The sequence below is a fragment of the Streptomyces sp. NPDC103540 genome (assembly GCF_055584445.1).
Map to the genome: position 1 here is coordinate 556,970 of NZ_JBVJMA010000002.1, position 26,851 is coordinate 583,820.

The following is a 26,851-nucleotide window of genomic DNA, read 5'->3' on the forward strand; positions in this document are numbered from 1 at the left end:
TGTGGTACCACGGGTGTGGTTATGCTGGCAACGTGAACCATGACCGCAGGGGCAGGCTGTGCGACGCCGCCATGGGCGTGCTCGCGGAGGCGGGCGGTCGGGGACTGACCCACCGCGCCGTCGACGCCGCCGCCGGGGTGCCCGTGGGCACCGCCAAGAACTACTTCCCGACCCGCGACGCACTGCTGCGGGCCGTCGCCGAGCGCTGCCTGGAGCGGTACCGCGAACTGTCCGAACGCCTCGCCGGATCCGGCCCGGGGCCGTCCGGGCGGGCCGGACTCGCCACCTTCCTCGCCGACCTGCTGCGCGACGTCGCCGGGCCGGGGCGCACGCGCGTACTGGCGTACCTGGAGCTCCGGACCGAGGCCACCCGACGCCCCTGGCTCACGGACCTGCTGGACCCCATCGCCGCGTCGGACTTCGCGGCGTACGGACACCTGCTGGCGGCGGCCGGACTGCCCGCCGGGGAGGACCGGGCCCGCGCGCTGACGCTCGCCCTGCACGGCGCCGTGCCGCACCTGCTGGCGGGCACCCCGCACACCCTGGCCGCGGCCGGGCTCGACGACCCGGACGCCTTCACGCACGCCCTGCTGGCCACCGTGTGCCCCGAGGGCTCCGGACCCGCCGCGTGACCGCGCGCACGCCGACCCGGCTCGACCGGGCCGAGGGCGCCGTCCTCGGCTCCGCGGTGGGCGACGCCCTGGGCGCCCCCTACGAGTTCGGCCCCGCCGGGGCCCTGTCCGAGCGCGGCGCGGAGATGCGCGCCGGCGGCGGCTGGGACCCGGGCGAGGCCACCGACGACACGCAGATGGCGGTCCTGGTCGGCGAATCCCTGCTGGAGCGGGGCGGGCTCGACCTGCCCGACGTCTTCGCGCGGTTCCGGCGCTGGGCGGCGGGTTCGCCGAAGGACATCGGCCTCCAGACCGAGGACGTGCTGAGCGGTGGCGCGCCCTGGGACCTGGCAGCGGCGCTGCACTTCCAGGTCAACGCCCGGGCGGCCGGCAACGGTTCCCTGATGCGGGCCTCGACCTCGGCCGTGTACTTCGCCCCGGCCGGGCGGGAGGCGACCATGGACGCCGCCCGGCGGATCGCGGCCCTCACCCACGGGGACCGGGCGGCCTGGGAGGGCACCGCCGTCCTCCACGAGCTGGTACGGATCGCCCTGGACGGGGGTGACCCCGTGGCCGCCCTGCCGGACGTGCTCGACGCCGTGCACCCGGGACACCGCGAGCGGTACGCCGTCGTGCTCGACCCCGCCTGGCACCCCGACCGGGCCACCGAGTTCAACGGGGCCGTGTGGCCCTGCCTGGGCTCGGCGGTGTGGGCGCTGCGCACCACGTCCGGGTTCGCGCAGGCCGTACGGGCCGCCGTGGACCTGGGCGGTGACACCGACACCGTCGCGGCCGTGACCGGAACCCTGGCCGGGGCGGTGTACGGGGCCGCGGACGTTCCCGCCGCCTGGACGGCCCCGTTACACGTGCCGCTGCCCGGGTTCGACGGACGGGTACTGGACGCGGACGCGCTGCGGACGCTCGCGCGACGCCTCGCGCACGGGCCGGGCTGAGGCTCCGGCCCGGCCCGGGACCCCCGGGCCGGCCGGGAACCGGGGACGTTGCCGCCGTCTCGACGGCCCCGTTACACGTGCCGCTGCCCGGATTCGGCAAGCGGGTGCTGGACGCGGACGCCCTGCGGACGCTCGCGCGACGCCTCGCGCACGGGCCGGGCTGAGGCTCCGGCCCGGCCCGGGACGCCAGGGCCGGGCGGGAACCGGGGCGGGGTGGGCGCCGGGGCAGGGCGGGAACCGGGGACGGCCGGCGCCGAGGCGGGTGGCGGAGCCGCGCGGGCCGGGCCGGGTGGGGGCGGTCAGCCGCAGCCGCAGCCGCCGCAGCCCCCTCCGCCGCAGCCTCCGTCGCCTCCGCACCCGCCCCCGGTGCCGGTACCGGCGGCGGTACCGGTCGCCGTCGCGCGGGTGGTCCTGCGGCGCCGGCTCGACTCCCACTCCTCCCGCTCGCGCACCTGACGCAGCGCCCGGTGGGAGATCCCGGCCGGGGTCCACGGGCCCAACCGGTGGCGCCGGCGCGGCGACAGGGGCGCGGCCGTGACGCAGGCGCGGATGCCGGAGCCCGACCCGTCGTGGACGGCGTACTCCAGGATGATCTCGACGCCCTCGCGGGGCTCCCCGTACAGCACCGCCTCGAAGGGCTCGCGCAGGGCGTCGACGTCGTGCAGCCCCGCTCCCGGCCGGCCGTCGGCCCAACCGGCCAGGAGCCGCCCCCCGGCCAGGGTGTCGTCCTCGCGGGGGCGGCAGGAGATCAGGGGCCGGCCGGTGGTGTCGTCGGCGTCGGGGTAGAGCCACAGGTGCCCGGACGGCTCGGCCCGTACGCCGACCACCAGCGCGGGCAGGCCCGCGCGGTACGGGCGGCGCGAGGCCCGGTCGGCGCTCCAGCCCCGCCCCAGGAGGGTGGTGCCGACGGCCAGCAGCGCCAGGCTCACCGTCTGCTGGCCCACCGCGTCGTACGGGAGAGCGGCCCCGCGCGCGGTCAGGTCCTCGACGATCCCGTCGACGAGGACGCCGACCCCGGCCAGGCAGAGGAACGCCCCGCCGGTGACGGCGCGCATGCCGCGGCGGTCGTGGCCGCGCGGCATGCGGTCCGGTGGCGCGAAGCGGGCCGGACCGGCCGCCGCGCGGGCGATCCGCTCCTGCCGGCGGCGGGACCACAGGCGCAGCAGGGCGCCCGTAAGGGCCCACAGGGACAGGGCGGCCAGCAGCAGGGCGTCGACCCGGCCGGAGGGGAGGTCCGGCGCCGATCGCGCGAGGAGCGCCGCGGCGGACACGGCGGCCGCGACCGGCAGGTACCGGTACCAGAGCGGCAGGAGCACCGAAAGGGCCGTCAGGAAGTGGTCGTTCCAGGTCGTTCCGACCGCGTCCGCCGAGCCTCCCGCCCACGGGGCCAGGGCGAGGACGACGGCCACCGGGATCGCGAGGAACCAACTCCCGGCGAGGGGCGCGAAGATGATCGGTACGAGCGCCCGGCGCCACCGTTCGGCCTCCGGAACTCCCCAGGCACGTACGTCACTTGCCGGTTTCACGCCGGCGGGAAGGTGCTTGGCGTAGGCCATCATGCGCCCAGTATGGGAGCGCGGGGCCGGCGACGGAACGGGGTGGTCGGGCGGTTCGCCAGGCGGCCTTCCCGGCGCTCCCACGCCCCCCGGCCCGGTGGGGGTCCCCGGTCAGCGGCCGACGGCGGCGTCGTGCGCGAGTTCCGCGATGAGGCGTCCCTCCGCATAGCCGAGGGCGGCGGCGGGCAGGGCGGAGGGGCGTCCGCTGAGCAACACGGTCAGGGTGCCCGTCGCGGGCAGTTCGGGCGCGGGGGCCACGCCGATCCGGCGCAGCGCCTGTACGGCGACGGCCTCGGCGGAACCGTGGTACACCGGCTGCGCTCCCCCGGTGCGCTCCGCGATGGCGGCCCGGATGGGTTCCTCGACGAGTTCGTAGTGCGTGCAGCCGAGCACCACGTCCGTGACGTCGGACGGGGTGAGGGCGGCGGCGGCGGCCACGGCCCGGACGACGGCCTCCTCGTCGCCGTGTTCCACGGCGTCGGCGAGTCCGGGGCAGGGCACCTCGGTGACGGCGGCACCGGCGGCGAACTCGCGGATCAGACCGCGCTGGTACGGGCTGCCCGTGGTGGCGGGGGTGGCCCAGATCGCCACCCGGCCGCCGGCCGCGGCGGCGGGCTTGATCGCCGGGACGGTGCCGATGACGGGGATGTCGGGCTCCAGGTCGGCCCGCAGGGTCTCCAGGGAGTGCACGGAGGCGGTGTTGCAGGCCACGATCAGGGCGTCGGGACGCAGGGCCGCGGCGGCCCGCGCGACGCCCCGGGCGCGCTCGGTGAGGTCGGCGGGGGTGCGCGGCCCCCAGGGCATGCCGTCCGGGTCGGACGACAGCAGCAGATCGGCGTCGGGCCGCAGCCGACGCGTCGCGGCGGCCGCAGCGAGGAGGCCGATTCCCGAGTCCATGAGCGCGATCTTCACCTGGTCACCTTAATCGACGCCCCCCTCACCCCCCAGCGCACCGACCCCGCAGCATCACAACGAATCGGTACAAACATTCCCACAACGCCGCCCGATCCGGCCGCGCCGTGAGCGCCGCGTCCGCGACAGCGCCCACGCCGTTCGGCACACTGCCGCCATGGGCCTCCTCCTCGTCGCCGCCTACGCCTCCCTCGCCGTCTGGCTCTGGCTCACCCTCGCCCAGGGCATGTTCTGGCGCACCGACGTCCGCCTCCCCCCGCGCACCGCGCCCGCCCACTGGCCGTCCGTCGCCATCGTGGTGCCCGCCCGGGACGAGGCCGAGGTGCTGCCGCACAGCCTGCCCTCCCTGCTCACCCAGGACTATCCCGGCGAGGCCGAGGTGGTCCTCGTGGACGACGGCAGCACGGACGGCACCTCCGAGCTGGCCGTCCGCCTCGCCTCCGAGTACCCCGGGCTGCCCCTCACGGTGATCTCCTCCCCCGGCGAACCGCCGGCCGACTGGACCGGGAAGCTGTGGGCGCTGCGGTACGGCATCGCCCACGCCCGTCGCGCCCACGCCGACGAACCCGACTACCTCCTGCTCACCGACGCCGACATCGCCCACGAACCCGACAGCCTGCGCGAGCTCGTCTCCGCCGCGACCTCCGCCCGCCTCGACCTCGTCTCTCAGATGGCGCGACTGCGGGTGGTCGACTTCTGGGAGCGGCTCGTCGTCCCCGCGTTCGTCTACTTCTTCGCCCAGCTGTACCCCTTCCGCCGGATCAACCGGCCCGCCTCCCGCACCGCCGCGGCCGCCGGCGGCTGCGTGCTGCTGCGCACCGAGGTCGCCGTCCGCGCCGGGATCCCGGACTCCATCCGGCAGGCCGTCATCGACGACGTGTCGCTCGCCCGCGCGGTCAAGGACGCGGGCGGTCGGATCTGGCTGGGGCTGGCGGAGCGGGTCGACAGCGTGCGCCCGTACCCGCGGCTGGTGGACCTGTGGCGGATGGTGTCGCGCAGCGCGTACGCGCAACTGCGCCACCGGCCGTCGCTGCTGTCCGGGACGGTGGCGGGGCTGTGCCTGGTGTACCTCGTGCCGCCGGTCGCCCTGTTCGTCGGACTCGCCTCGGGGCGGGCCGCCCTCGCGTGGGCCGGCGCGCTCGCCTGGCTGTTGATGGCCGGGACGTACCTGCCGATGCTGCGCTACCACCGCCGCTCCCCCGCGCTCGCCCCGCTGCTTCCGTTCACGGCGCTGCTGTACCTGTTGATGACCGTCGACTCGGCGGTGCGGCACTACCGGGGGCGGGGGGCGGCCTGGAAGGGCCGTACCTATGCCCGTCCCGGCGACGCGTGAAACCCGCGGGTGATCACCGTGCGTACGTCATCCGAGGTCACGCGGGCGTGACGACGCGTCGACGACAACAGGGTGTAACGACCAACCGGTGAGTACGAGTAGGAACAAGCCGGTGCGCAAGTGGCGAATCGTGCACGTGAACGTCTGGTGAAAGGTGTGGCGCTGACCTGGGAATATGCAGGTCAGGGCGGGGTTGACGGCACCTCGCTATGGACCCCGTGAAGTCGTGGGCTTAACTTAGGTCCCATGACCTCCCCCCGCTCCACTTATGGCGGCGGTTACTACTCCGCGCCCTCCTTCCCGGACACCCCCATCTACGACTCCCTCGTCGCCGAACGCGGGACTCCGCAGATCGCCCCGATCCGCGTTCCGGCCGCCTACGAGTCGCCCAGTGCCGGTTACTCGAGCGGTGGTTACCTGCCGGCCCTCCCTTCCGCTTTGCCCGCACTGCCGCCCGCCATGCCCCAGCAGCAGCAGGCGCAGGGGTACGGCTACCCGTACCCCCAGCACCAGGCTCCGCAGCAGCAGATGCCCGCGCCGATGGGCATGCCGATGCCGATGCCCCTCCAGCACGCGCCGGCGCCGTACATCCCGCAGCAGCAGCCGGTGCCGGCCCGCGTCGGGTACGCACCCCAGCCCCAGCCGCAGCAGCCCCGTCCGGTCGCCGCGGGCGGCTACGAGGCGATGCGCCCCGCCGCCCCGCGCCCCGTGGCGTCCGCGGCGCAGGTCCCCTCGTACGAGGATCCGTACGGTCGGGGCCACCAGGGCCGCGGCTACTGACGTGACGTGACGCGCGGGGCCCTGTGTGCCCTGCGCGAAACACCCTGGGGTCGGGGGCGGGGCGGCTGTCACAATGCCCCCATGCCGAACTTGTACGTCCATTCCCTCCACGTCCACCCCGTGAAGTCCCTCGCCGGCACCGCACCCGACGAGGCGCTCGTGGAGTCGTGGGGGCCGGCCGGCGACCGGCGCTGGGCCGTCGTCGACACCGAGGGCGCGGTCATCACGCAACGCCAGCAGGCGCGGCTGGCGTTGGCCTCCGCGCGTCCGCTGGACGGCGGAGGCGTCGCCCTGTCGGCGCCCGGCATGCCCGACCTGGTCGTGGAGGTGCCGGAACCGGGCCCGCTGGAGCCGGTGGTCCTGTTCGGCAAGAAGGTCGAGACCGTGGTCGCGGCGTCCGCCGCCGCCGACTGGTTCAGCGCGTACCTCGGGGTACCCGCGCGCCTGGTGCACATGGACGATCCGGCCGTACGCCGCCCCGTGGACCCGCGCTACGCGCTGCCCGGCGAGACCGTCAGCCTCGCCGACGGCTACCCGCTGCTGGCGGCCACCCTCGCCTCGCTGGACGCCCTCAACGCGTGGATCGCCGAGGGCGACGACCCGCAGGAGGGCCCCCTGCCCATGAACCGGTTCCGCCCCAATCTGGTGGTGGCCGGCGCCGAGGCCTGGGCCGAGGACCACTGGCGGCGCATCGCGATCGGCGACGCCGTCTTCCGCGGCGTCCGCGAATGCGGTCGCTGCGTCGTGACCACCACCGACCAGGCCACGGCCGAGCGCGGGCGCGAACCGCTGAAGACCCTGGCGAAGCACCGCCGGATCGGGAAGTCGCTGGCCTTCGGGCGGCAGCTGGTGCCCGTCACCCCCGGCACGGTGCGGGTGGGCGACGAGGTGCGGATCCTGGAGTAGTCGCGTCCCGTCGACGGACGCCGCATCCGAACACACCCAACGCACCGGACACACGGGGCACACGGGGCACACGGGGCACACGGGACGGAAGGCCCGGCCGGGGGTCCTCCGGCTGGAGGAGCGCTCGGGCACGCCTTGACCACGGCGGGCCGGATCACCCCTTCGGGGGGCTCCGGGTGTCCACTGGAACCAACGGACCGGGCGGGGCCGTTGCAGCGATCAGGACGTGTGACCGGCCCCGGGGCGTGTGCACCGGATCGGGTGACGGACGTCCGCGCGTCCCGGAATGCGCGTCCACCGGGCATGCGGAAGGCTAGGACGCGCAGGCAGACCAGTGACTCGCAGCGGCAGGGGGAGCCGGACGGTGCGAACGGCAATGGGAGTGTGGCGGTGGCGGCGGAACCCGCTGCGCCGGCGCACCGATCTCTTCGAGGCGTGGGTGGCGTTCGCCGCGCTGGTCTGCTTCCTGCTGGTGGCTCCGGCCGTCGGCTGGGTCGCCGGCCTCCAAGTGGACGGGACGCTCCAGCGGGCCGCGCGCGAGCAGCGGCACGAGCGCTACCTCGTGCCGGCCGTGGTGGTCCGGCCCGCCGCGGGCGCGGTCGCCGGATCGGCGACCGACCCGTCGGCGCAGCGCCAGTCCCCGGAGCGGACGCGGATCGTCGCCTCCTGGACGGCGCCCGACGGCAGCAGTCACCAGGGGACGGTGCCGGCGGCGGAGGAACCACCGCGCCCCGGCGACCGGTTCCGCATATGGACCGACATCCGCGGTCGCCTCGTCGGGCAACCGCTCGACCCCTCCTCCGCGTCCTTCCACGCGGGCGTGGCCGGCCTGGCCGCCGCGCTGACGGCGGCGGCTCTGGTGGAGACGGTCCGACGATTGGTCGTACGACGCCTCATGCATCGGCGGTACACGCGCCTGGACCGCGCGTGGGCCGCCGCCGGGCCCGACTGGGGTCGGGCGGGTGCGGGCAGCTGACCTGGCCACTCACCGGCCCCGCGCGCGCTACCGTGGCCCGTGGGGCCGCTTCGGCCCCTTCGGCGGCTGTGAACGGCTCCGGTCGCTCCGGCCGCTCAGGCAACACGAGTACGAGGGTGGGGGCACGAGCGCACCATGGCTCAGGGCACGGTCCAGTTGACGCACGGCGGGGCCTCGCGGTGGCGGCGTCGCTCCGGTGAGTATCCGACGCTGAGCGCGGCGCTGGCCGTCGCGGGCGACGGCGACGTGCTGTCGATCGCCCCCGGCACCTACCGGGAGAACCTGGTCCTGCGCCATGCCGTCACCCTGCGCGGGCCCGAGGGGAGCGTCGCCGGATCCGTGCGCATCGCCCCGCTCGACGGGGTGGCGCTGACGGTGCGCGCCTCGGCCGTCGTACGGGACCTGTACCTGGAGGGGGCGGACCGGGCGGCGCCCGCGCTGCTCGTGGAGGACGGCTCGCCGGAGCTCACGGACCTGCGCGTGCACACCCGTTCGTCGGCCGGCGTCGAGGTGCGCGGCGGGGCCCGCCCGCTGGTGCGCCGCTGCACGGTGGAGAATCCCGCCGGGGTCGGGATCCTCGTCCTCGACGGCGGCGGAGGGGTGTTCGAGGAGTGCGAGGTGGTGGCGGCCGGTCAGGCCGGGGTCGCGGTGCACGGCGGGCACCCCCGGCTGGAGCGCTGCCGCGTCCACCACGCCACGGGCGCGGGGATCTCCGTGACGGGCGAGGGTTCGGGGTTGGAGGCCCTGGGCTGCGAGGTGTACGAGATCAACGGCGCCGGTGTGCGGATCGCGGCGCGCGGCACGGCGAGCCTCACGGACTGCTCGGTGCACCGCACCTCGGCCGACGGGGTCACCCTGGACACCGACGCGGTCCTCTCCCTCACCGGCTGCGACATCCACGACATCCCGGAGAACGCCGTCGACCTGCGCGCCCGTTCGGTGCTGACGCTCGGTCGCACCACGGTCCGCCGCTTCGGGCGCAACGGGCTGTCGGTGTGGGACCCGGGTACGCGGGTCGAGGCCGAGTCCTGCGAGATCCACGACAGCACGGGCGACTACCCGGCGGTGTGGATCAGCGACGGGGCGACGGCCTCGCTGGAGGCCTGTCGTGTACGGGACGTTCCCGACGCGGTGTTCGTGCTGGACCGCGGATCGCGGGCCGACGTGGTCGACAGCGACCTCTCCCAGGTGCGCAACACCGCCGTGTCGGTGAGCGACGGGGCCACGGCCCGGGTGGCGGACTGCCGGATCCGCGAGGCGGGCACGGGCGCCTGGTTCCGCGACCACGGCAGCGGCGGCACGATGACCGACTGTGCCATCGACGCCGTGCAGACCGGGGTGATCGTCACCAAGGGCGCCGATCCGGTCCTGGAGCGGTGCACGGTGACCTCGCCGGCCGAAGCGGGCTTCTACGTGTCCGCCGGCGGCCGGGGCACCTTCACGGCCTGCCGGGTCGGCGACAGTTCGGGCTTCGGCTTCCACGTCATCGACGGTTGCCGCACCGTCCTGGACCGGTGCCACACCGAGCGTTGCGCGCGCGGGGGCTACGAGTTCTCGGAGGACGGCCCGCGGGCCGAGGGGTGCACCGCCGACGGCTCCGGCCCGCGGTTCGCCTCCCAGGTCGCGGGCGCCGCCCCCGCGGGCGGCCCGGCGGGTGAGCGTCCCGGGATCCGTACGGTCACGGCGGCGTCGGGCGCCGCGGCGGACCGACCGGTGCCCGTCCCGCGCGCCACCGACCTGCCCCCGACCGCGCCCGCTCCCGCTCCCGTCGTGGAGGCCGGGGAGAGCGCGGCCCCCGGTGCCGGCGAGGTGCTGGGTCGGCTCGACGCGCTGGTCGGGCTGGACAGCGTCAAGCGCGAGGTGCGGGCCCTGACCGACATGATCGAGGTGGGCCGCAGGCGTCTGCGGGCGGGCCTGAAGGCGGCCTCGGTCCGCCGGCACCTGGTGTTCACGGGCGCTCCCGGCACGGGCAAGACCACCGTGGCCCGGCTGTACGGCGAGATCCTCGCCTCCCTGGGGGCGTTGGAGCGCGGCCACCTGGTGGAGGTGTCCCGGGTGGACCTGGTCGGGGAGCACATCGGTTCCACCGCCATCCGTACGCAGGAGGCCTTCGACCGGGCGCGCGGCGGGGTGCTGTTCATCGACGAGGCGTACGCGCTGGCTCCGGAGGACTCGGGGCGGGACTTCGGGCGCGAGGCCATCGACACGCTGGTGAAGCTGATGGAGGACCACCGGGACGCCGTGGTGGTCATCGTCGCCGGGTACACGGCGGAGATGGAGCGGTTCCTGACCGTCAATCCGGGGGTGGCCTCGCGGTTCTCCCGGACCATCACCTTCGGGGACTACGGGCCCGAGGAGCTGTTGCGGATCGTGGAGCAGCAGGCGGAGGAGCACGAGTACCGGCTGGGCGAGGGGACGGCTCGGGCCCTGCTGGGGTACTTCACCCGGCTGCCGAAGGGTCCGGCCTTCGGGAACGGCCGGACCGCCCGGCAGACGTTCGAGTCGATGGTCGAGCGGCACGCGGGGCGGGTGGCGCAGCTGGCCGATCCGAGCACGGACGAGCTCACCCTCCTGTTCCCGACGGACCTTCCGGACCTGCCGGACCTGCCGGTGGCGGCGGGGGCGCCGATGACGTCGACGGGTGCGGCGGACGCGGCGGACATGGCTCCGGTGACGGCGCCCCGCTGATCCGCTGACCGGGGAGCTCCTTGGGCCCCGGCGCCCCGTCGCCCCGCGCGGCGGCGGCCAACCGTGCGAGGAGCAGGTCCCGTTCGACGGTGAACAGCGGATCGGCCTGGTAGTCGGCGTGCCCGAGGATCGGCGCGGGCAGCGGATGGCGGACGCTCCGGCCGTAGGCGAGCGGATCGGCGAGCGGTCCCCGGTCGACGCGGGCCCCGGGGCCCCCGGCGGTGGTGGCGACGGGTCCGCCGATGGGGTCGGTGGCCCGCCACAGGTTGCGCCAGCAGTCGAGGTCCCGGTGGAGGGCGGCGAGGGGACCGGGGCCGAAGTAGGCGGGGAACCAGCGGCCGTAGAGCCGCGCCAGCGGCGAACCGTACGTCAGCAGGGCGACGCGGCCGCGCGTCCGCGGCGGCAGTTGCCAGACGGCGGCGGCCGCGAGGACGCTGCCCTGGGAGTGGCCCGAGATGACGAGCCGGCCCCCGGTCTCGGCGGTCCAGCCGGTCATGCGCCAGGTGAGGTCGGGGACGGCACGCTCGGCGTAGCAGGGCGGGGCGAAGGGGTGCGCGGCGCGCGGCCAGAAGGTGCCGACGTCCCACAGGATGCCGATGGTGCGGCGGGCGGCGGGGTCGCGGTAGGCGCGGCGGCCCCAGGCGACGAACAGGGCGATGCCGAGGCCGATCAGCCAGGAGCCGGTGTCCTGGGCCGCGCGGGCGGCACCTTCCACGAGCGGGTGGGTGCCGCGCGCCGCCTCGCCCGGCACCTGTCCGGTGAGGCGGGCGCCGGCGAGGGCGCCCGCGCCGAGGAGCAGGGTGAGGACGCACAGCGTCCCGACGAACCAGGGTGCGGAGTCGGTGAGTCCGGCGGTGGCCCGCGCCGCGGCGATGCGCCGGCTACGGGCGGGGTCGGGCCGCTCGCCCGGGTACGCGGCGGCCACGCCGGCGGCGGTGCGGCGGCCGGTCCGGACCGCCCGGATGCCGACGCACAGCGCGGGCACGGTCAGGGCGAGCAGCAACGGCGGCAGGACGGCCGCCTGCCAGGACAGCACCACGGGCGGCCCGGGCAGCGGGGTTCCGGCCATGCCGGGGGTGGCTCCCCCGTCGAGCCAGTCGGCGACGCGCTGCGCGACGCCCCCGGACATGACCCCGCCGAGCGCGCAGCCGAGCAGGGCAACGGCGGGCCCGCCCAGGCCCCCGAGCGCCGCGCCGGAGCCCGGCCCGGCGCGGCGTCCCCGGCCGGCGCGGCGTCCCCGGCCGGCGCGGCGTCCCCGGCCGGCGCGGTGTCCCCGGCCGGCGCGGTGCAGGCGGGCCGCGCAGGCCGCGAGGGCGAGCACGCAGCAGCCCTGGCCGAACATCAGCGCCCCGAACGCGAAGTCGCCCGGGAGCCGTCCGGCCGAGGTCCAATGAGGGCGGGGCCAGGCGGCGTACAGGAGCACGGCGGCGAGGACCGCGAGGGAGGTGCCGGGCAGCAGGGTCACGGCGGCCCGGTCGAGTCGGTGGTCGGGGCGCGCCTCGGTGCGGCCGCGCCGGCAGACGACCCCGACGACGATGACGGCCCCCGCCACGATCAGGAGTTGCACGGTCCAGCCGACGGTCTGGAGGGCGGCGCCCGTGTCGGGGGCGCCCCGGTCGTGCCGGACGGTGGGGGCGGCGACCGCGGCGGCCACGGTGAGCAGTCCGGCGGCGGTGTGCGCCGCGCGCAGCCGGGCCACGATCCGGCGGCCGTACCAGAACCCGGGGCGGCCGAGCGCGGGACCGCGACCGTCGGTGTCGGTGTCGGTGTCGGCGTCGGCGTCGGCGTCGGCGTCGGCGTCGGCGTCGGCCGCCTCGGGGTCCGGCGCTCCGGACGCGGGCGGCGGCTGGGACTCGTAGGCGCTCCAGGTCCGGTTGGAGAGGTACCAGAGCAGCCCCGTCAGGGCCGCCGGGACCAGGGCGGCGAGCGCCAGCCGCCGCCCCGGCTGTCCCCACCGGCCGTCGGGCCGGAGGAACCCGAGCCCGGAGCGGGAGCCGGCGCAGGCGGTGTTCCCCGCGCACTGCCAGGCGAGGAGGTCGAGGGCGACCTCGCAGGCGGCGGCGACCAGCAGCACGGTGAGGCTGAGCGCGAGCAGGCGTACGAGGAGGCCGTACGCGCGCACCGCGCGCGCCGGCGCCCCGCCCGGCCCGGCGGCGGGGCGGGCCCAGTGCGCGAGGTTGGCGACCATGAAGGGCAGGAGCAGCAGCCACAGCGCGCGGGCGCCGTTGCCGGAGGTGAGGCGGGACCAGCAGTAGGCCTCGGGCACGGGCCGGTCGGCGTATCGCTCCGGACGGGCCTCGGCGTCGGCGTCCTCGGCCCGGCGGAACAGGGCGGCGACGGAGTCCCCGCCGACCCGGACCGGGTGCGGATCGCCGAGCAACTCCCCCGGGGGCGCTCCGGCGACGCCGTGGACCAGCAGTTCGAGGGCGAGGGGCGGGGCGGACCCGGCGGAGGGGGCCGGAGCGGAGGAGGGCGAGGGGAAGGCAGCGGGGAACGGGGAGGGAGCGGGGAACGGGGAGGGTTCGCCGGCGGGATCCGACATCGGAGCCTCCGCACGTGGGGAGTGGCAGGGCCTGGGCGGCTCCACCAGGATCCCGTGCCGCGCCGACGCTGCCCAGACCCCGTACGCGTGACGGCGCGGCCCGCGCGCCGGGCCCCGGTCGGCCCCGGTCGGGCCCCCGGCCGGATCCGCCGCCCGATCCCCGTTCCGGTGCGGACAACTGACGGAACGCCGGCTAAGGTGACCCGGCACCGCGCCACACCACCCATCCGCACCGCATCCCAGGGGGTTCCACCATGGTCCGCCGACTCCGCCCCGTGGAGCTGGACTTCATCGCCGCCGCGCCCGTGCGCCTGGAGTTCGAGGCCCTCGTCGCGGCCTCCCCGCAGGACGTGTACCGGGCCCTCGCGCAGGAGGTGACGGGCTGGCCGCGGTGGTTCCGGGCGATCACGCTGGCCCGGCCGACGCACGGCGGCGCGGGCCGGGAGATCCGGTTGGTGGGCGGCGTCCGGTTCCGGGAGACCGTGATGGCCCGCGAACCGGGACGGCGGTACTCCTACCGCGTCGACGAGACCAACCTGCCCGGCGTACGGGCCCTGTTGGAGGACTGGCGGCTGACCCCGGAGCACGGGCCGCAGGCGGGCGGCGCCGGCCCGGACGCGGGCGGGACCCGCGTCCGGTGGACGTTCGCCGCCGACGGCCCGGCCGCGTTCCGTCTGGCGCTGACCGCCGCCCGCCCGGGACTCGGGCACTCCTTCCGCGGCGCGGTCCGCGCGCTGGACCGGCGGATCGCCGCGCGGGGGGCCGGGGCGCGGTGAGGACGGCGCCCGCGACGGTCGGGGCGGGCCGTTACGACAGCGGGTGCTTCGGGATCGACTTCGCCCAGCCTCCCGCCGTCCACACCCTCACCCGGAACTCGTGGAGGGTCGACGGCGGGCCCTCCGCGTGGTGCACCGACCCGCAGCGGGCGCAGTACCACCCCTTGGACCAGACCCGGTCGGCGGCGGCCCGGCCGGTCCGGGTACGGCGGCGCCAGGAGGCCATGGAGAGTTGGAAGGCGCCGATCGCCAGCAGGCCGAGGGCGAACGCGGTCGCCGAGACCGTGCCCACCAGCGGGTGGAGGGGGGTTTCCGGGGCCGGGTGGTCGCCGAGGCCCGCGGTCGCGGCGCGCCGGGCGGCCGCCACGTGGTGGCGGTTCGCCGCGACCAGCCACCAGACGAACGTCCCGGCGGCGGCGAACAGCAGGCTCGCGCCCAGGCAGGCCGTCCCGCCGTTCTCGGGCTCGGGCGGGTGCGGGGCCAGGGCGCGGGCGAGGGCCGCGTCCCTGCGCGTGGTTGTGACCGTCGGTCGGCCGTCGGACCCGGCGTCCGTCTCCTCGCGGCGCGTGGCCCGGGCCTCCAGGTGGGCGGCGGGCACACCCGTCACCCGGTCCGCCCGGCCGCAGCGCGGGCAGGGCGGGACCGCCCCGCCGTCCGGCGCGCCGTCACCCGCCGTGCCGTCGCTCCCGCCCCCGTCGACCACCGTCATGCCGCCCCGCCCCCCGGCTTCGGCGCGCACGCGCCGGACGCCCGGAGCGTAGTCGGCAGCACCGCGGCCCGACAGGGCGTGGCGGGTGAACAGGAGGCGAGCGGAGGGGGAGCGGGGCTCTGCGGAGCGCGAGCCGGAGGCCACGGACCGTCAGGCGGCCGCTTCGACCGCCGGTCGACCCGCCGCTTCGACCGCCGGTCGACCCGCCGCCTCGACCGCCCCTCAGACCGTCGGTTCGACCCAGTCGCCCGTCGTCAGCAGCGTCTCCAGCGTCTTCGCGTACGGGGTGATGTCGAGGCCCTGCGCCGCGAGCCACTCGTCGGAGTAGTACTTGTCGAGGTAGCGGTCGCCCGGGTCGCACAGCAGGGTCACGACGCTGCCCGTCCGGCCTTCGGCCACCATCTCCGAGACGATCTTCAGCGCGCTCCACAGGCCCGTGCCGGTCGAGCCGCCCGCCTTGCGGCCGATGGCCGCTTCGAGGGCGCGGCAGGCGGCGACGCTCGCCGCGTCCGGGACCCGCATCATGCGGTCGATGGCGCCGGGCACGAAGCTGGGTTCCATCCGGGGGCGCCCGATGCCCTCGATGCGCGATCCGCAGTCGCTGCTCGCGTGCGGGTCGTGGCGCGTCCAGCCGTCGAAAAAACAGGAGTTCTCCGGGTCCGGGACGCAGACGCGGGTGTCGTGCTGCATGTAGTGCACGTAGCGGGCGATGGTCGCGGAGGTGCCGCCGGTGCCGGCGGTCGCGACGATCCAGGTGGGCTCGGGGTACCGCTCCAGGCGCAGCTGCTGGTAAATCGATTCTGCGATGTTGTTGTTGCCGCGCCAGTCCGTGGCGCGCTCCGCGTACGTGAACTGGTCCATGTAGTGGCCGCCGGTGCGGGCGGCGAGGTCGGCGGACTCCTCGTACATCTTCATCGGGTCGTCGACGAAGTGGCAGGCGCCGCCGTGGAATTCGATCAGCCGGCACTTCTCGGGGCTGGTGGTGCGCGGCATGACCGCGATGAACGGGACGCCGATGAGCTTGGCGAAGTAGGCCTCGGAGACGGCGGTGGAGCCGCTGGAGGCCTCGATGACGGGGCGGTCGGGACGCACCCAGCCGTTGCACAGCGCGTAGAGGAACAGGGAGCGGGCCAGGCGGTGCTTCAGGGAGCCCGTCGGGTGCGTGGACTCGTCCTTGAGGTAGAGGTCGATACCCCATTCCTCGGGGAGGGGAAAGCGCAGCAGGTGGGTGTCGGCGGAGCGGTTGGCGTCCGCCTGGACCTTGCGCACGGCCTCCTTGAGCCAGGCTCGGTAGTCCGCGTCGCTGCGGTCGACGTCGATCGTCGTCACCGCGTTCGAGGCCGTTTTACCGGTGGTGCCGGTGGTGCTCATGCGCCTTGCTCCCTTGTCCGTTCCATGGCCCCCTCTTTCGCAATGTACCCCCCTCACCTGCGCAAACGGATACTTTGGGTTTCCATGCGGATTGCTTTCGGTGGCGTTCGGTTGCACGTGGGGCGACGGTGGGTGACCCTTGTGGTGGGCTACCGAGGGTGCAGCACCCGTAACACTGATATCGGGGAGTCGCAGCCGTGATCAGTCATTCCCGTAGGCACTGCGTCGTGGAACTGCAGGCCTTGCCGGTGCGGATCGGACAGATCCGCAGAATCGTTTCTGCACAACTGCGCCACTGGCAGCTCGATCCGCTCGTCGACCGGGCCGCGCTCGGCGTGACGGAGCTGCTGAGCAACGTCCACCGACATGCGCAGCCCGACAAGGTGTGCAGGGTCGAGATCGAACTCCGCCTCGGCCGGGTCACCGTGTCGGTGCACGACAGCGATCCGCGACTGCCCGTACGGCACGAGGCCGGCGCCCTGGAGACCTCGGGGCGCGGGCTGGCGCTCGTCGAGGCGCTGAGCGAGGCCTGGGGGGCGCGGCCCCTGGAGGGCGCGCCGGGCAAGTCGGTGTGGTTCTCGCTGCGGGCCGCCCCCGCCCCCGGCCCGCAGGGGACCGCGGTCCGCATCGACGCCGTGGTGCCCGTACGAGAACCCGCCCGGCCCGTGCCCGTCGCCGTCGACGCGCGGCCCCTCTCGACCGGCGTGCCGGTGTCGGCCTCGGTCGGCCCCGGGCCCGGCTGACTCCCCCGGAGCCGGGGCGGTTCCCCGGTCCGCGCGCTCCCGCGCCCCGCCCGCCGGCGGGGGCGACCGGGGTCGACCGCGGCCGGTGTCAGGCAGCCGTGCCCAGCGTTCCGAGCGGGTCGTCCAGCACCGGCTGCCAGGCCAGCTCGGCGGCCCCGACCAGGCTGTTGTGGTCGAGGGTGCACGGCAGGATCGGCACTCCCCCGCTGCGCCCCCACAGGCTGCGGTCCGCGACCACCGCGCGCAGCCGTTCCGGGTCGGCGTACAGCAGTTCCTGGTGCAGGCCGCCCAGGATGATCCGGTCCGGGTTGAGGATGTTGACCAGGCCGGCGAGCCCCAGGCCCAGGCGGTCGATGAGCTCCTCGGCGGCGGTGCGCACCGCCGCCGAGGCGTACTCGGTGCGCAGCAGGTCGCGGGCCTGCTGGAGGAGGGACACCTCGGGGCCGGGGGTGCGGCCGGCCGCCGTCAGGAAGGCCAGCGGGTCGGCCTCGACGTCCAGGCAGCCGCGTCCGCCGCAGTGGCAGGGGCGACCCTCCGGGTTCACGGTGAGGTGGCCGACCTCCAGGGCCAGGCCGGCGCTGCCGCTGTGCAGGCGGCCGTCCAGGACCAGCGCGCCGCCGACTCCCCGGTGGCCGGTGGCCACGCACAGCAGGTGCTGGGCGCTGCGGCCGGCGCCGTGGCGGTGCTCGGCCAGGGCCGCCAGGTTGACGTCGTTGCCGGTCAGGGCCGGTCCGTCGATGCCGGCGGCCTTCACCCGCTCGGCGAAGATGTCCCGTACGGGAGAACCGGCCGGCCAGGCCAGGTGCAGCGGGTTGAGGGCGGTGCCGTCCGGCTCCGCGACCGCCGAGGGCACCGCGAGGCCGGCGCCGACGCAGCGCCGCCCGGTCTCGGCGAGCAGCTCGGCGCCCGCCTCGACGACGGCCCCGAGGACCTGCGCGGGGTCGGCGGAGACGGTCATCTTGCCGGGCGCGGTGGCCACGATCCGCCCGCCGAGGCCCACGAGCGCGGCCCGGAACCCGTCGGGGTGCACCTGGGCGGCGAGCGCCACCGGACCGTTCTCGTCCACCGCGAGGCGGTGGGAGGGGCGGCCCTGCGTGCCTCCGGCGCCGCCGGGGCGGGAGTCCACGCGGATCAGGCCGAGCGCCTCCAGTTCGGCGGCGACCGCGCCGGCGGTGGCCCGGGTGACGCCGAGCTCGGCGGTCAGGACGGCGCGGGTCGGGGCCCTGCCGGTGTGCACCAGCTCCAGGGCCGGGCCGAGCGCTCCGCGACCGCGTTCCAGCCGGCTGCGCGCGGAGGCCGCCGAGGCCGCGGACGCGGACCCGGGGGGCGAAGCCGCGGACGCCCCGGACCCCGCCGGGCCGGAGGACACCTCGGACACATCCCCGCCCCTCGGCGGGACCCCGTTGCCGTTCATGACATGGATCCTCGCATGATCGGGAGGTCTCGGGCGCCGCCCTACGGGTCCAGGCCGCCCACCCGCAGTGTGATGTTCAGCCGCCCGGTCAGGCCGAGGCCCGCCGGCCCGGTCCCGGGCATGACCCTCGGCACCCCGTGGTGGGCCGCCCGCGCGGGCCCGCCGAAGACGAACAGGTCCCCGCTGCGCAGCTCGACGTCCCGGTACGGTCGCCCGCGCGTGGCGGTGTTGCCGAAGCGGAACACGCAGGAGTCGCCGAGGCTCAGGGACACCACCGGGGCCGGGGAGCGTTCGTCGGCGTCCCGGTGCATGCCCATGCGGGAGTCGCCCCGGTAGAAGTTGATCAGGGCGATGTCGTACTCCTCCCCGCCCGGCGGGGGCGTCCCGTAGGCGGCGGTGACGGCCTCGCGCCCCAGTTCGGCGAGCCAGGCCGGCATCGGTTTGACGGGGGCCCCGTCGCCGTCGACGGCGGTGCGGGCGTAGCCGTACGGGTACCAGTGCCGGCCCAGGCACACCTGGCGGGCGGTCATCATGCCGCCGCCCGGGGTGTGGACCGTGCGCAGTCCGGCGGGCGGGCGGGCCCACTCCCGACAGGCGTCGAGCAGCTCGCGTTGGCGGCGCGGGCCCAGCCAGTCGGGCACGTGCACGGCGCCCGGCGCGATCTCTTCGCGCCCGCGCGCGAAGAGCTCCGGGAAGGGCTCCGCGAAGGGCTCGGCGAAGGGTTCCGGGAAGAGTTCACCATCCACCCCTCCATTGTCGGGCGGGCTGCCGGCAGACTCACGACATGAAGATCACGGAATATGTGGAGACGCTCGCGAGGGAAGGCGAGCTGCTCGCCGAGGCGGCCGAACGGGCCGGTACGGAAGCGGCGGTGTCGACCTGTCCCGAGTGGCGGGTCGGCGATCTGCTGCGGCACACGGGGGCGGTGCACCGCTGGGCGACCGGGTTCGTGGCGGACGCCCGGGTCGAGCCGGTGGAGTTCCCCGACCCGCCGGAGCTCGTCGGCGCGGAGCTGACGTCCTGGTTCCGGGAGGGGCACGCGACTCTGGTCGACACCCTGTCCCGGGCCCCGCGGGACGTGGCGTGCTGGACGTTCCTGCCGACGGCGCCGCCGTCCCCGCTGGCGTTCTGGGCGCGCCGGCAGGCGCACGAGACGACCGTGCACCGCTTCGACGCCGAGTCCGCTCTCGGCGGGGTCTTCGGCCCGGTGGACGCGGCGTTCGCGGAGGACGGCGTCGACGAGCTGCTGACCGGCTTCCACGCCCGGCCGCGCAGCCGGGTGCGTACGGAGGAACCCCGCGTGCTGCGGGTGCGGGCCCGCGACACGGGCGCGGTGTGGACGGTGCACCTGTCGAAGGAGCCGGCCCGCACGGTGCGCGGGGACACGGGGGAACCCGCGGACTGCGAGGTGAGCGGCGACGCGGCGTGGCTGTACGCCGCCCTGTGGAACCGCCTGCCGCTGACGGGCCCGGGCGTCACCGGCGACGCCGCCACGGCCCGCCTGTGGATCGAGACGTCGGGCATCTGAACCGGCCTTTTCCGGACGATCGGCGCGGGTCTCGCTTGTGGGGGCCGGCGGGCGGGGTGAGACTGCCCCGCATGGACAGCAGCGAGGCGGCGCGGCGGGACGCGGTGACCGTCGAGATCGGGTACGCGTTCGTCACGGGCTGCCTCGCCGCCGCCGTGGTCTTCGCCGCCCTCTATGGCGTCGCGTGGGCCCTGCCGCTGCCGGCCCGCACGGACGGGACGGCGATGGCGGTGAGCGGCGTCCTGGCCGGCGCGGCCTTCCTGGCGCGGGTCGGGCGCGTGCTGTGGCGGTTCGACCGCACGGGATCGGACAGCGCGGGATCCGACCGTGCGGGATCCGACCGTGCGGGATCCGACGGCGCGGGTCCCGGTCCCGGTCCCGGGCCCGGCGGGTGCGACGGTCAGCCGAGCGTGGAGGCGTAGCCGGTCTGGGCGCCGAACTTCCACGTCGGAGCGGCGTTCCACGGGTTGGGCATGACGGTGTCCGTCGCGTAGGCGTAGCCGGCGCCCCGGTCGAAGGCGGTGCGCAGGGTCGCCCGCATCGCGGGGTCGTCGGGGACCTCGTGGACGAGGTGCCAGAACGCGGTGCCGGTCGGGTCGAGTTCGGTGCCCGGGCGGTAGCCGGACTCGGCGTCGAACACGTTGCCGCCGCGCCAACCGTCGGTCGTGTACGCCGCGTAGGTGTCCTCGTAGGTCACGAAGATGTCGGCGGTGCGGTGGCCGGGCTCCAGGTAGCAGTCGGCGATGGCGGTGCCCGGGTTGTTCACGACCAGGTCGGTCGCGGTGGGATCGACCGCCCGCATCGCGTCCTGGACGTGGCGGCGCAGGGCGGCGTAGTGGTCGCGGGTGGCGTTGTCGGGGCCGCAGTCGCGGCTGACGACGTCGAAGAAGATGCCGTCGACGTGCAGCCGCCGGTCCTTCCCGAGGGGTTTGAGGTAGTTGTCGACGGAGGCCTTGACGGCCTCCGGGTCCCGCTTGCCGTGGTCGGTGTGGACGTAGCCGAGGACCTTGGTCCGCTCGCCGGTGGCGGTGGTGCCGGCGCGCAGGGCGTCGGCGCGCGCCCGCCAGGCCGCGTCGAAGGGGGCGTCGCCGTTGCCCGGGTTCAGGACGACGAGGGAGGCGGCGGGGCCGGTGGCCGTCACGTCGGTCAGCATGGGGGCGTCGGCCCAGACGTAGGCGGGGACGCCGATCTCCAGGCCGCGCACGCCGGGCGGCCGGGGCGTGGGGGTCACCGTCGGGGGCGCGGCGGGGGCCGGTAACGCGGTCCTGGACGGAGGCGGGGACGGGGAGGGGGTCGCGGAGGGGCGCGCCGCGGCGGGCACGCCGGTTGCGGTGGGGGTGCGGAAACCTTCCGCCACGGCGATGACCGCGGGAACCGAGGCGACGAGCAACGCGGTCAACAGGACGGCGTACAGGACCTTCACGGCACGGGGGCGGACCACGGGCGTTTCCTCCGGCGACGGGACGGTCGGATGACGGGGCGGGGCGGCGCGGGGCGGCGCGGTGGGGGGATCCGTCGAGAGTAGACGCGCGGAAAGTCGATGAACGGCGAACCATCAGGATTGGTGTGAGGAACAGACAAGCGAACCGTCACACGAGGGGCAGGCCGACCTCCCGCCCCAGCCGGTCCGCCGCGTACGCGAAGAAGGCGTCCCGCTCCTCCACCACCCGCTCGAACTGGCCGAACAGCTCGAAGGAGATCAGCCCGATCAGCTGCGCCCACGTCGCGACCAGGGCCGCCACGACCTCCGGCGGCAGGCCTTCGGCGAAGTCCGCGGCCATCCGCCGGGCCTCGGGGCGCAGGTCCCCGGGCAGGGGCGGCAGGGCGAGGCCGCGGCCGGCGTGGGCCGCGCGCAGGATGCCGATGAAGGTCTCGGCGGCGCGGGAGGCGGGGCCGACGGTGTCGAGGGGCGCGCTGTAGCCGGGGACGGGGGACCCGTAGATGAGGGCGTACTCGTGCGGATGGGCCAGGGCCCACCCGCGGATCGCCGTGCAGACCGCGAGCCAGCGGGCGCGCGGCGGGGCCCCCGCGGCGAGGGCCTCGGCGTCGGCGGCCTCCGCGACGGCGCCCACGCTGTCGTAGGCGTCGATGATCAGCGCGGTCAGCAGCTCGTCGCGGCTCGGGAAGTAGCGGTAGAGGGCGGAGGAGACCATGCCGAGCTCGCGGGCGACGGCGCGCAGCGAGAGTTTCGCCGCCCCCTCGGCCGCGAGCGCGCGGCGCGCCTCGTCCTTGATGGCGGCGGTGACCTCGATACGGGCCCGTTCCCTGGCTCCTCGCACGGTACTCATGCGGTGCAGTGTGCCAGGCGTGCAGAGCACCGCCCAACTTTCGGAGCACCGAACCATTCCGAGAGCACTGCTCTTGTTTTGGTGCACCGATCCGTGCACACTGGTCTCAAGCGAGAGCACCGCTCTCCCACTGCCCTCGGAGGCCATCGTGAACGCGCCCACCCCCACCCCCCACTACGTCCGGGCCGGCGCGGTCGGCGTCCGCTTCAACTCCCTCGTGGGCAAGCTCGCCCGCCTCGGCATCAGCCTCGCCGGCACCGCCGAGCTGTCGGTGCGCGGCCGCACCTCCGGCCGGATGCAGCGGATACCGGTCAACCCGCACGAGTACGACGGCGCGCGTTACCTGGTCTCGGCCCGCGGCCACTCCCAGTGGGTGCGCAACATGCGGGTGGCGGGCGGCGGGGAGCTGCGCGTCGGCCGCCGGGTGCGCACGTTCACGGCGACCGAGATCACCGACCCGGAGCGGAAGGCGGTCGTGCTGCGCGCCTACCTGGAGAAGTGGGGCTGGGAGGTGAACCGGTTCTTCCAGGGGGTCACCGCGAAGTCCTCGGACGCCGAACTCCGCAAGGCCTGCGCCGACCACCCCGTCTTCCTCATCACGGTCGAGCGGTGACCCCGGACGCACCGCCCGCCGCACCGCACGCCGCCAGGCCCGCCGCCCCGCGCGCGCCCCGCACACGCCCCGAACGCCCACCGCCCGGCGCGGTGGCGCGCCCCCGACGCGCGTCGCGCGCCGTGGACGGCCTCCGGGCCGGGCGGTGGGTCGAGTCGGGCGGTAGGTCGGGGCGGGCGGTGGGTCGGGGCGGGTCGGCAGCGGAAACGAGCGCCCGTCGGACGCGTCAGGCGTCGGTCCGGCCGTCGCGCGCCTGCCGGGCGTCCAGCAGGTGCAGTGCCTTGCGCGCCAGCGGGTAGGTGCGGACCAGGTCCGCCAGGGTCGTCGCACCCCGCGTGATCCGGGCGAACGCCAACCAGGCCGGTCGCAGACCGGTGATCGCCGCGTGCAGCATCCCCGGTCGGGCCTCGAACACCGTCAGCATCCGCTTGCCCACGGCCATTTCCACACCGAGTCCGGCCTTGATCGCGAAGGCGTAGTTCAGCGCCTGGCGCCGCGCGTCCACCGCGTCCTGCGCCTCGGAGATCTTCGCGGCCCACTCCCCCGCGAGGCGCCCCGAGCGCAGCGCGAAGGAGATGCCCTCCCTCGTCCACGGCTCCAGCAGCCCGGCCGCGTCCCCCGCCACCAGGACCCGACCGCGCGACAGCGGCGAGTCCGGCTTGCGGCACCGCGTCAGGTGCCCGGAGGAGACGGCCGGCTCGAACCCGGCGAGGCCCAGTCGGGCGATGAAGTCGTCCAGGTAGCGCTTGGTGGCGGCGCCGTCGCCCTTGGCGGAGATGACGCCCACGGTGAGGGTGTCCCCCTTGGGGAAGACCCAGCCGTAACTGCCGGGCAGCGGGCCCCAGTCGATGAGGACGCGCCCCTTCCAGTCCTCGGCCACCGTCGCCGGCACCGGGATCTCCGCCTCCAGACCCAGGTCGACCTGGTCCATCTCCACCCCGACGTGCGCGCCGATGCGACTCGCGCTGCCGTCCGCGCCGACGACGGCGCGGGCGAGCACCGTCTCGCCGTCCGCCAGGACCACCGCGACCGTGCGCCGGTCGGGCACCGCGGCGCCGTGCTGCTCGACGCGGGTGACGGCCGTCCCGGTGCGCACCGTCGCGCCGGCCTTCTCGGCCTCGGCGACCAGCGCGGCGTCGAACTCGGGCCGGTTGATGAGCCCGAAGAGCATGCCCTTCGAGCGGCGCGTGCGGGTCAGCTTCCCGTTCAGGGAGAAGGTGACCGCGTTGACGCGGTCGCGGAAGGGCAGGACGAAGCCCGGCGGCAGGGCGTCGCGCGAGGGGCCGATGATGCCGCCGCCGCAGGTCTTGTAGCGCGGCAGTTCGGCCTTCTCCAGCAGCAGGACGCGCCGACCGGCCTCCGCCGCCGCGTGCGCCGCCGAGGCGCCCGCCGGTCCGGCGCCGACCACCACGACGTCCCACACCTCGCCGGTCGCCCCGGCCGCGTCCGCCGGCGCGGCCGCCGCGGCCTCCTCGGGACCGGTCCCGGCGACGGGCCCGCCGTCCCGCGCACCGTCCGTCGTCGCGGCGTCCTTCGCCGTGCCGTCGGTCGTCGCGCCGTGCGCCGCGGCGCCGTCCGTCGTACCGCCCCCCGGGCCGCCTTCCGTGCCGCCTTCCGTGCCGTCCGCCGCTGCGGGCGCCGTCCCCTCGTCCGCCCCCTGAGCGGCCTGCTCTGCGCTTGCGCCGTGTACGTCGTCGTCGCTGCTCACGATGTGCTGCTGCTCCTGATCACGCGGTTGCTCGGATGCCGTGGAAATCCTACGGCGCGAGTGGGACCGGACCCTCTGTGCGAGGATCGTTGCCGGCTTCACCTTGTTTTCCGCCGTACGGGGACCGCCGTACCGCGACCGCGCAGTACCGCCGTACCGCCGTACCCCGGCACCCATACAACGTCGCACCCACGAGGAGCGTGCCCATGTCCCAGAATCCGATCGCCGAGACCATCGCCTCGCTGATGCCCCGCGCCAAGGCGGAGCTGGCCGAGTTGGTGGCCTTCCAGTCGGTCGCGGACTGGGCGCAGTTCCCCAAGAGCGAGAGCGAGGCCGCCGCGGCCTGGGTGGCCGACGCCCTGCGCGTCGAGGGCTTCCGGGACGTGGCGCTGCTCGACACCCCCGACGGCACCCAGTCCGTGTACGGCTTCCTGCCCGGCCCCGAGGGCGCCCCGACCGTACTGCTGTACGCGCACTACGACGTGCAGCCGCCGCTGGACGACGCCGCCTGGATCTCCCCCGCCTTCGAGCTGACCGAGCGCGACGGCCGTTGGTACGGGCGCGGCGCCGCCGACTGCAAGGGCGGGTTCATCATGCACCTGCTGGCGCTGCGCGCCCTGAAGGCCAACGGCGGGATCCCGGTCTCCGTGAAGGTGATCGTGGAGGGCTCGGAGGAGCAGGGCACCGGCGGTCTCCAGCAGTACGCCGAGGCGCACCCGGAGTTGCTGGCCGCCGACACCATCGTCATCGGCGACGCGGGCAACTTCCGCCTCGGCCTGCCGACGGTCACGGCCACCCTGCGCGGCATGACCCTGATCAAGGTCAAGATCGACACGCTGGGCGGCAACCTGCACTCGGGCATGTTCGGCGGTGTCGCCCCCGACGCGCTGGCCGCGCTGGTGCAGTTGCTCGCGTCGCTGCGTTCGGCCGACGGTTCCACGACGGTGGACGGCCTGGCCTCGGACGCCGTGTGGGAGGGCCTGCAGTACCCGGAGGAGGACTTCCGCGCGGACGCGAAGGTGCTGGACGGCGTCGAGCTCATCGGTGAGGGCACCATCGCCGACCGGCTCTGGGCCCGCCCCGCCGTCACCGTCCTCGGCATCGACTGCCCGCCGGTGATCGGCGCGACCCCGTCCGTGCACGCGAGCGCCGGCGCGCTGATCAGCCTGCGCGTGCCGCCGGGCGTGGACACCGGCGAGGCGATCAAGCTGCTGGAGGCGCACCTGGTGGCGCACACCCCGTGGAAGGCCCGCCTGGAGCTGGAGGTCGTCGGCCAGGGCCAGCCGTTCCAGGCCGACACGACGAGCCCGGCGTACGCCTCGATGGCGGCGGCGATGAGCGTCGCCTACCCCGGCCAGGAGATGCAGGTCAGCGGCATGGGCGGGTCGATCCCGCTGTGCAACACCCTGACCTCGCTCTACCCGGGCGCGGAGATGCTGCTGATCGGGCTGAGCGAGCCGGAGGCGCAGATCCACGCGGTGAACGAGAGCGTGTCCCCGCAGGAGCTGGAGCGGCTGTCGGTCGCGGAGGCCCTGTTCCTGGTGAACTACGCCGAGTCCAAGCGCGGCTGACACCCGCCCGCGGAAGGGGATTTCGCCCCGGGCGCACTGCGCCCAGGGCGTAGTCCGCTCCCGGTGAAGTCACGCGCGCGGAGCCGGTTCGGGCGTCTACGTTCCCCGCTATGGACCTCGTAGAACTGCTCCCGGACCGGCTCCACATGCTCCGCTTCCCGATCGGCCAGGCCTACCTCTGGCGGGACGGCGAAGCCCTCACCCTCATCGACGCCGGCCACGCCGGATCGGCCGGCGCGATCGAGGAGGCGATACGTTCCCTCGGGTCGCGGCCCGAAGGGTTGGAGCGGATCGTCCTGACGCACTGCCACCGTGACCACGTGGGCGCCGCCGGGGAACTGGCCGCCCGCTGGGGCGCGCGGGTGTGGGCGCACCGGCTGGACGCGCCCGTGGTCCGCGGCGAACTGCCCGTGCCCGAGCCGGTGCTGCTGGACTGGGAGGTCCCGCTGTACGCGCACGGCCTGACGGTTCCGCTGGCGCCGCCGACCCCGGTGGACCGGGAGTTGGAGGACGGCGAGGTGCTGCCGTTCGGCGACGGGGCGGTGGTGGTCCACGCACCGGGACACACTCCGGGCAGCATCGGCGTGCACCTGCCCCGGCACGGGGTCCTGTTCACCGGTGACTGCGTCGCGGGCGTGGGTCAAGTGATGCTGGGCGTGTTCAACGTGGACCGCGCGCGGGCCGTCGCGTCGTTCCGCCGCCTGGCCGAACTCGCGCCGTCCGTGGCCTGCTTCGGGCACGGCGACCCGTGGGTGACGGACACCGCGGAAACCCTCCTCGGCGCGGTGAAGGCCACCGAGGAGGCCGAGGCGACCGCGGCCGCGGCCCCCGAAGCCGCGGGCTGAGTCCGAGGCGGGGGGCAGGGGCCCGGGG

At 75.6% G+C, this 26,851-nt stretch carries 23 protein-coding genes and 1 pseudogene; 14 read left to right on the forward strand and 10 right to left on the reverse strand.

Features of this window, described 5'->3' with window-relative positions:
- Window positions 1-32: 32 nt before the first annotated feature.
- Window positions 33-632, forward strand: coding sequence for a TetR/AcrR family transcriptional regulator (locus tag ACZ6ZI_RS07095; RefSeq protein ID WP_469517188.1), 600 nt, complete (start codon window positions 33-35; stop codon window positions 630-632).
- Window positions 629-1,564, forward strand: coding sequence for an ADP-ribosylglycohydrolase family protein (locus tag ACZ6ZI_RS07100; RefSeq protein ID WP_469517190.1), 936 nt, complete (start codon window positions 629-631; stop codon window positions 1,562-1,564). Before ACZ6ZI_RS07095 ends, ACZ6ZI_RS07100 begins: the two co-directional genes overlap by 4 nt.
- Before the next feature lie 299 nt (window positions 1,565-1,863).
- Here ACZ6ZI_RS07100 and ACZ6ZI_RS07105 read toward each other — a convergent pair whose 3' ends face one another.
- The gene (locus tag ACZ6ZI_RS07105; RefSeq protein WP_469517193.1) at window positions 1,864-3,123 is read right to left on the reverse strand and encodes a hypothetical protein; all 1,260 of its coding nucleotides are present in this window, start codon (window positions 3,121-3,123) and stop codon (window positions 1,864-1,866) included.
- 108 nt (window positions 3,124-3,231) lie between these two features.
- Window positions 3,232-4,032, reverse strand: coding sequence for a glutamate racemase (locus tag ACZ6ZI_RS07110; protein ID WP_469517195.1), 801 nt, complete (start codon window positions 4,030-4,032; stop codon window positions 3,232-3,234).
- A gap of 157 nt (window positions 4,033-4,189) precedes the next feature.
- On the opposite strand from ACZ6ZI_RS07110, the gene ACZ6ZI_RS07115 reads away from it, so the two are divergent.
- The 5 genes and pseudogenes from ACZ6ZI_RS07115 to ACZ6ZI_RS07135 all read left to right on the forward strand — a co-directional run.
- The gene (locus ACZ6ZI_RS07115) at window positions 4,190-5,365 is read left to right on the forward strand and encodes a glycosyltransferase (RefSeq protein WP_469517198.1); all 1,176 of its coding nucleotides are present in this window, start codon (window positions 4,190-4,192) and stop codon (window positions 5,363-5,365) included.
- A gap of 246 nt (window positions 5,366-5,611) precedes the next feature.
- Window positions 5,612-6,145, forward strand: a complete 534-nt coding sequence (locus ACZ6ZI_RS07120; protein WP_469517200.1) for a DUF6643 family protein — start codon at window positions 5,612-5,614, stop codon at window positions 6,143-6,145.
- Between the two features lie 81 nt (window positions 6,146-6,226).
- Window positions 6,227-7,051, forward strand: coding sequence for an MOSC domain-containing protein (locus tag ACZ6ZI_RS07125; RefSeq protein ID WP_469517202.1), 825 nt, complete (start codon window positions 6,227-6,229; stop codon window positions 7,049-7,051).
- 364 nt (window positions 7,052-7,415) lie between these two features.
- Window positions 7,416-8,027 carry an Rv1733c family protein gene (locus tag ACZ6ZI_RS07130; RefSeq protein WP_469517207.1) on the forward strand — a complete coding sequence of 204 codons (612 nt, stop codon included), beginning with the start codon at window positions 7,416-7,418 and terminating at the stop codon, window positions 8,025-8,027.
- A 135-nt stretch (window positions 8,028-8,162) separates the two neighbouring features.
- A pseudogene (locus tag ACZ6ZI_RS07135) lies at window positions 8,163-10,628 on the forward strand (right-handed parallel beta-helix repeat-containing protein); the annotation flags it as partial.
- Here the strand turns inward: ACZ6ZI_RS07135 and ACZ6ZI_RS07140 are convergent.
- Entirely contained in the window at window positions 10,591-13,257 is a 2,667-nt protein-coding gene (locus ACZ6ZI_RS07140; protein WP_469517209.1) for a hypothetical protein, read from the reverse strand. The pseudogene ACZ6ZI_RS07135 and the gene ACZ6ZI_RS07140 sit on opposite strands and share 38 nt — an antisense overlap.
- A 254-nt stretch (window positions 13,258-13,511) precedes the next feature.
- On the opposite strand from ACZ6ZI_RS07140, the gene ACZ6ZI_RS07145 reads away from it, so the two are divergent.
- Window positions 13,512-14,033 carry an SRPBCC family protein gene (locus ACZ6ZI_RS07145; protein WP_469517212.1) on the forward strand — a complete coding sequence of 174 codons (522 nt, stop codon included), beginning with the start codon at window positions 13,512-13,514 and terminating at the stop codon, window positions 14,031-14,033.
- 31 nt (window positions 14,034-14,064) lie between these two features.
- Here ACZ6ZI_RS07145 and ACZ6ZI_RS07150 read toward each other — a convergent pair whose 3' ends face one another.
- The gene (locus ACZ6ZI_RS07150; RefSeq protein WP_469517215.1) at window positions 14,065-14,742 is read right to left on the reverse strand and encodes a hypothetical protein; all 678 of its coding nucleotides are present in this window, start codon (window positions 14,740-14,742) and stop codon (window positions 14,065-14,067) included.
- Window positions 14,743-14,964: 222 nt separating this feature from the next.
- A complete protein-coding gene (cds1, locus tag ACZ6ZI_RS07155) occupies window positions 14,965-16,113 on the reverse strand; it encodes an L-cysteine desulfhydrase Cds1 (protein WP_469517217.1) in 1,149 nt (382 codons plus the stop codon).
- A 197-nt stretch (window positions 16,114-16,310) separates the two neighbouring features.
- Here cds1 and ACZ6ZI_RS07160 point away from each other — a divergent pair, with 197 nt between their 5' ends.
- Window positions 16,311-16,856 (forward strand): ATP-binding protein, encoded by a 546-nt coding sequence (locus ACZ6ZI_RS07160; protein WP_469517219.1) that lies wholly within the window; start codon window positions 16,311-16,313, stop codon window positions 16,854-16,856.
- A gap of 88 nt (window positions 16,857-16,944) precedes the next feature.
- On the opposite strand, the gene ACZ6ZI_RS07165 is transcribed toward ACZ6ZI_RS07160, so the two are convergent.
- Both ACZ6ZI_RS07165 and ACZ6ZI_RS07170 read right to left on the reverse strand, forming a co-directional pair.
- On the reverse strand, window positions 16,945-18,270 hold the full coding sequence (locus tag ACZ6ZI_RS07165; RefSeq protein ID WP_469517222.1) for an ROK family protein: 1,326 nt from the start codon (window positions 18,268-18,270) through the stop codon (window positions 16,945-16,947).
- Window positions 18,271-18,311: 41 nt separating this feature from the next.
- On the reverse strand, window positions 18,312-19,016 hold the full coding sequence (locus ACZ6ZI_RS07170) for an alpha-ketoglutarate-dependent dioxygenase AlkB family protein (protein WP_469517224.1): 705 nt from the start codon (window positions 19,014-19,016) through the stop codon (window positions 18,312-18,314).
- Window positions 19,017-19,054: 38 nt separating this feature from the next.
- Here ACZ6ZI_RS07170 and ACZ6ZI_RS07175 point away from each other — a divergent pair, with 38 nt between their 5' ends.
- Together ACZ6ZI_RS07175 and ACZ6ZI_RS07180 are read left to right on the forward strand one after the other, a co-directional pair.
- A complete protein-coding gene (locus tag ACZ6ZI_RS07175; protein WP_469517227.1) occupies window positions 19,055-19,798 on the forward strand; it encodes a maleylpyruvate isomerase family mycothiol-dependent enzyme in 744 nt (247 codons plus the stop codon).
- 71 nt (window positions 19,799-19,869) lie between these two features.
- Window positions 19,870-20,220, forward strand: a complete 351-nt coding sequence (locus ACZ6ZI_RS07180) for a DUF6332 family protein (RefSeq protein ID WP_469517229.1) — start codon at window positions 19,870-19,872, stop codon at window positions 20,218-20,220.
- Here the strand turns inward: ACZ6ZI_RS07180 and ACZ6ZI_RS07185 are convergent.
- Complete coding sequence (locus ACZ6ZI_RS07185) at window positions 20,199-21,239, reverse strand: spherulation-specific family 4 protein (protein ID WP_469517231.1); 1,041 nt, start codon at window positions 21,237-21,239, stop codon at window positions 20,199-20,201. The genes ACZ6ZI_RS07180 and ACZ6ZI_RS07185 overlap by 22 nt on opposite strands.
- 148 nt (window positions 21,240-21,387) lie before the next feature.
- Window positions 21,388-22,086: a TetR/AcrR family transcriptional regulator gene (locus ACZ6ZI_RS07190; protein WP_469517234.1), complete on the reverse strand. Its 699-nt coding sequence runs from the start codon at window positions 22,084-22,086 to the stop codon at window positions 21,388-21,390.
- 148 nt (window positions 22,087-22,234) lie between these two features.
- Between ACZ6ZI_RS07190 and ACZ6ZI_RS07195 the strand changes: the two genes are divergently transcribed.
- A complete protein-coding gene (locus ACZ6ZI_RS07195) occupies window positions 22,235-22,699 on the forward strand; it encodes a nitroreductase/quinone reductase family protein (protein WP_469517237.1) in 465 nt (154 codons plus the stop codon).
- A gap of 226 nt (window positions 22,700-22,925) precedes the next feature.
- Here ACZ6ZI_RS07195 and ACZ6ZI_RS07200 read toward each other — a convergent pair whose 3' ends face one another.
- Window positions 22,926-24,122: a geranylgeranyl reductase family protein gene (locus ACZ6ZI_RS07200; RefSeq protein ID WP_469517675.1), complete on the reverse strand. Its 1,197-nt coding sequence runs from the start codon at window positions 24,120-24,122 to the stop codon at window positions 22,926-22,928.
- Between the two features lie 491 nt (window positions 24,123-24,613).
- Between ACZ6ZI_RS07200 and ACZ6ZI_RS07205 the strand changes: the two genes are divergently transcribed.
- Complete coding sequence (locus ACZ6ZI_RS07205) at window positions 24,614-25,978, forward strand: M20/M25/M40 family metallo-hydrolase (RefSeq protein WP_469517240.1); 1,365 nt, start codon at window positions 24,614-24,616, stop codon at window positions 25,976-25,978.
- 110 nt (window positions 25,979-26,088) lie between these two features.
- Window positions 26,089-26,823 carry an MBL fold metallo-hydrolase gene (locus tag ACZ6ZI_RS07210; RefSeq protein WP_469517243.1) on the forward strand — a complete coding sequence of 245 codons (735 nt, stop codon included), beginning with the start codon at window positions 26,089-26,091 and terminating at the stop codon, window positions 26,821-26,823.
- The last annotated feature ends 28 nt before the right edge of the window (window positions 26,824-26,851 follow it).

Excerpts from the sequence above, each read along its gene's own strand:
- ACZ6ZI_RS07125 (WP_469517202.1), top strand. The coding sequence starts at position 6,227 with ATGCCGAACTTGTACGTCCATTCCCTCCACGTCCACCCCGTGAAGTCC.
- ACZ6ZI_RS07165 (WP_469517222.1), bottom strand. The coding sequence starts at position 18,270 with ATGAACGGCAACGGGGTCCCGCCGAGGGGCGGGGATGTGTCCGAGGTG.
- ACZ6ZI_RS07140 (WP_469517209.1), bottom strand. The coding sequence starts at position 13,257 with ATGTCGGATCCCGCCGGCGAACCCTCCCCGTTCCCCGCTCCCTCCCCG.
- ACZ6ZI_RS07120 (WP_469517200.1), top strand. The coding sequence starts at position 5,612 with ATGACCTCCCCCCGCTCCACTTATGGCGGCGGTTACTACTCCGCGCCC.
- ACZ6ZI_RS07150 (WP_469517215.1), bottom strand. The coding sequence starts at position 14,742 with ATGACGGTGGTCGACGGGGGCGGGAGCGACGGCACGGCGGGTGACGGC.
- ACZ6ZI_RS07205 (WP_469517240.1), top strand. The coding sequence starts at position 24,614 with ATGTCCCAGAATCCGATCGCCGAGACCATCGCCTCGCTGATGCCCCGC.
- cds1 (WP_469517217.1), bottom strand. The coding sequence starts at position 16,113 with ATGAGCACCACCGGCACCACCGGTAAAACGGCCTCGAACGCGGTGACG.
- ACZ6ZI_RS07190 (WP_469517234.1), bottom strand. The coding sequence starts at position 22,086 with ATGAGTACCGTGCGAGGAGCCAGGGAACGGGCCCGTATCGAGGTCACC.
- ACZ6ZI_RS07115 (WP_469517198.1), top strand. The coding sequence starts at position 4,190 with ATGGGCCTCCTCCTCGTCGCCGCCTACGCCTCCCTCGCCGTCTGGCTC.
- ACZ6ZI_RS07145 (WP_469517212.1), top strand. The coding sequence starts at position 13,512 with ATGGTCCGCCGACTCCGCCCCGTGGAGCTGGACTTCATCGCCGCCGCG.
- ACZ6ZI_RS07175 (WP_469517227.1), top strand. The coding sequence starts at position 19,055 with ATGAAGATCACGGAATATGTGGAGACGCTCGCGAGGGAAGGCGAGCTG.
- ACZ6ZI_RS07180 (WP_469517229.1), top strand. The coding sequence starts at position 19,870 with ATGGACAGCAGCGAGGCGGCGCGGCGGGACGCGGTGACCGTCGAGATC.
- ACZ6ZI_RS07210 (WP_469517243.1), top strand. The coding sequence starts at position 26,089 with ATGGACCTCGTAGAACTGCTCCCGGACCGGCTCCACATGCTCCGCTTC.
- ACZ6ZI_RS07105 (WP_469517193.1), bottom strand. The coding sequence starts at position 3,123 with ATGATGGCCTACGCCAAGCACCTTCCCGCCGGCGTGAAACCGGCAAGT.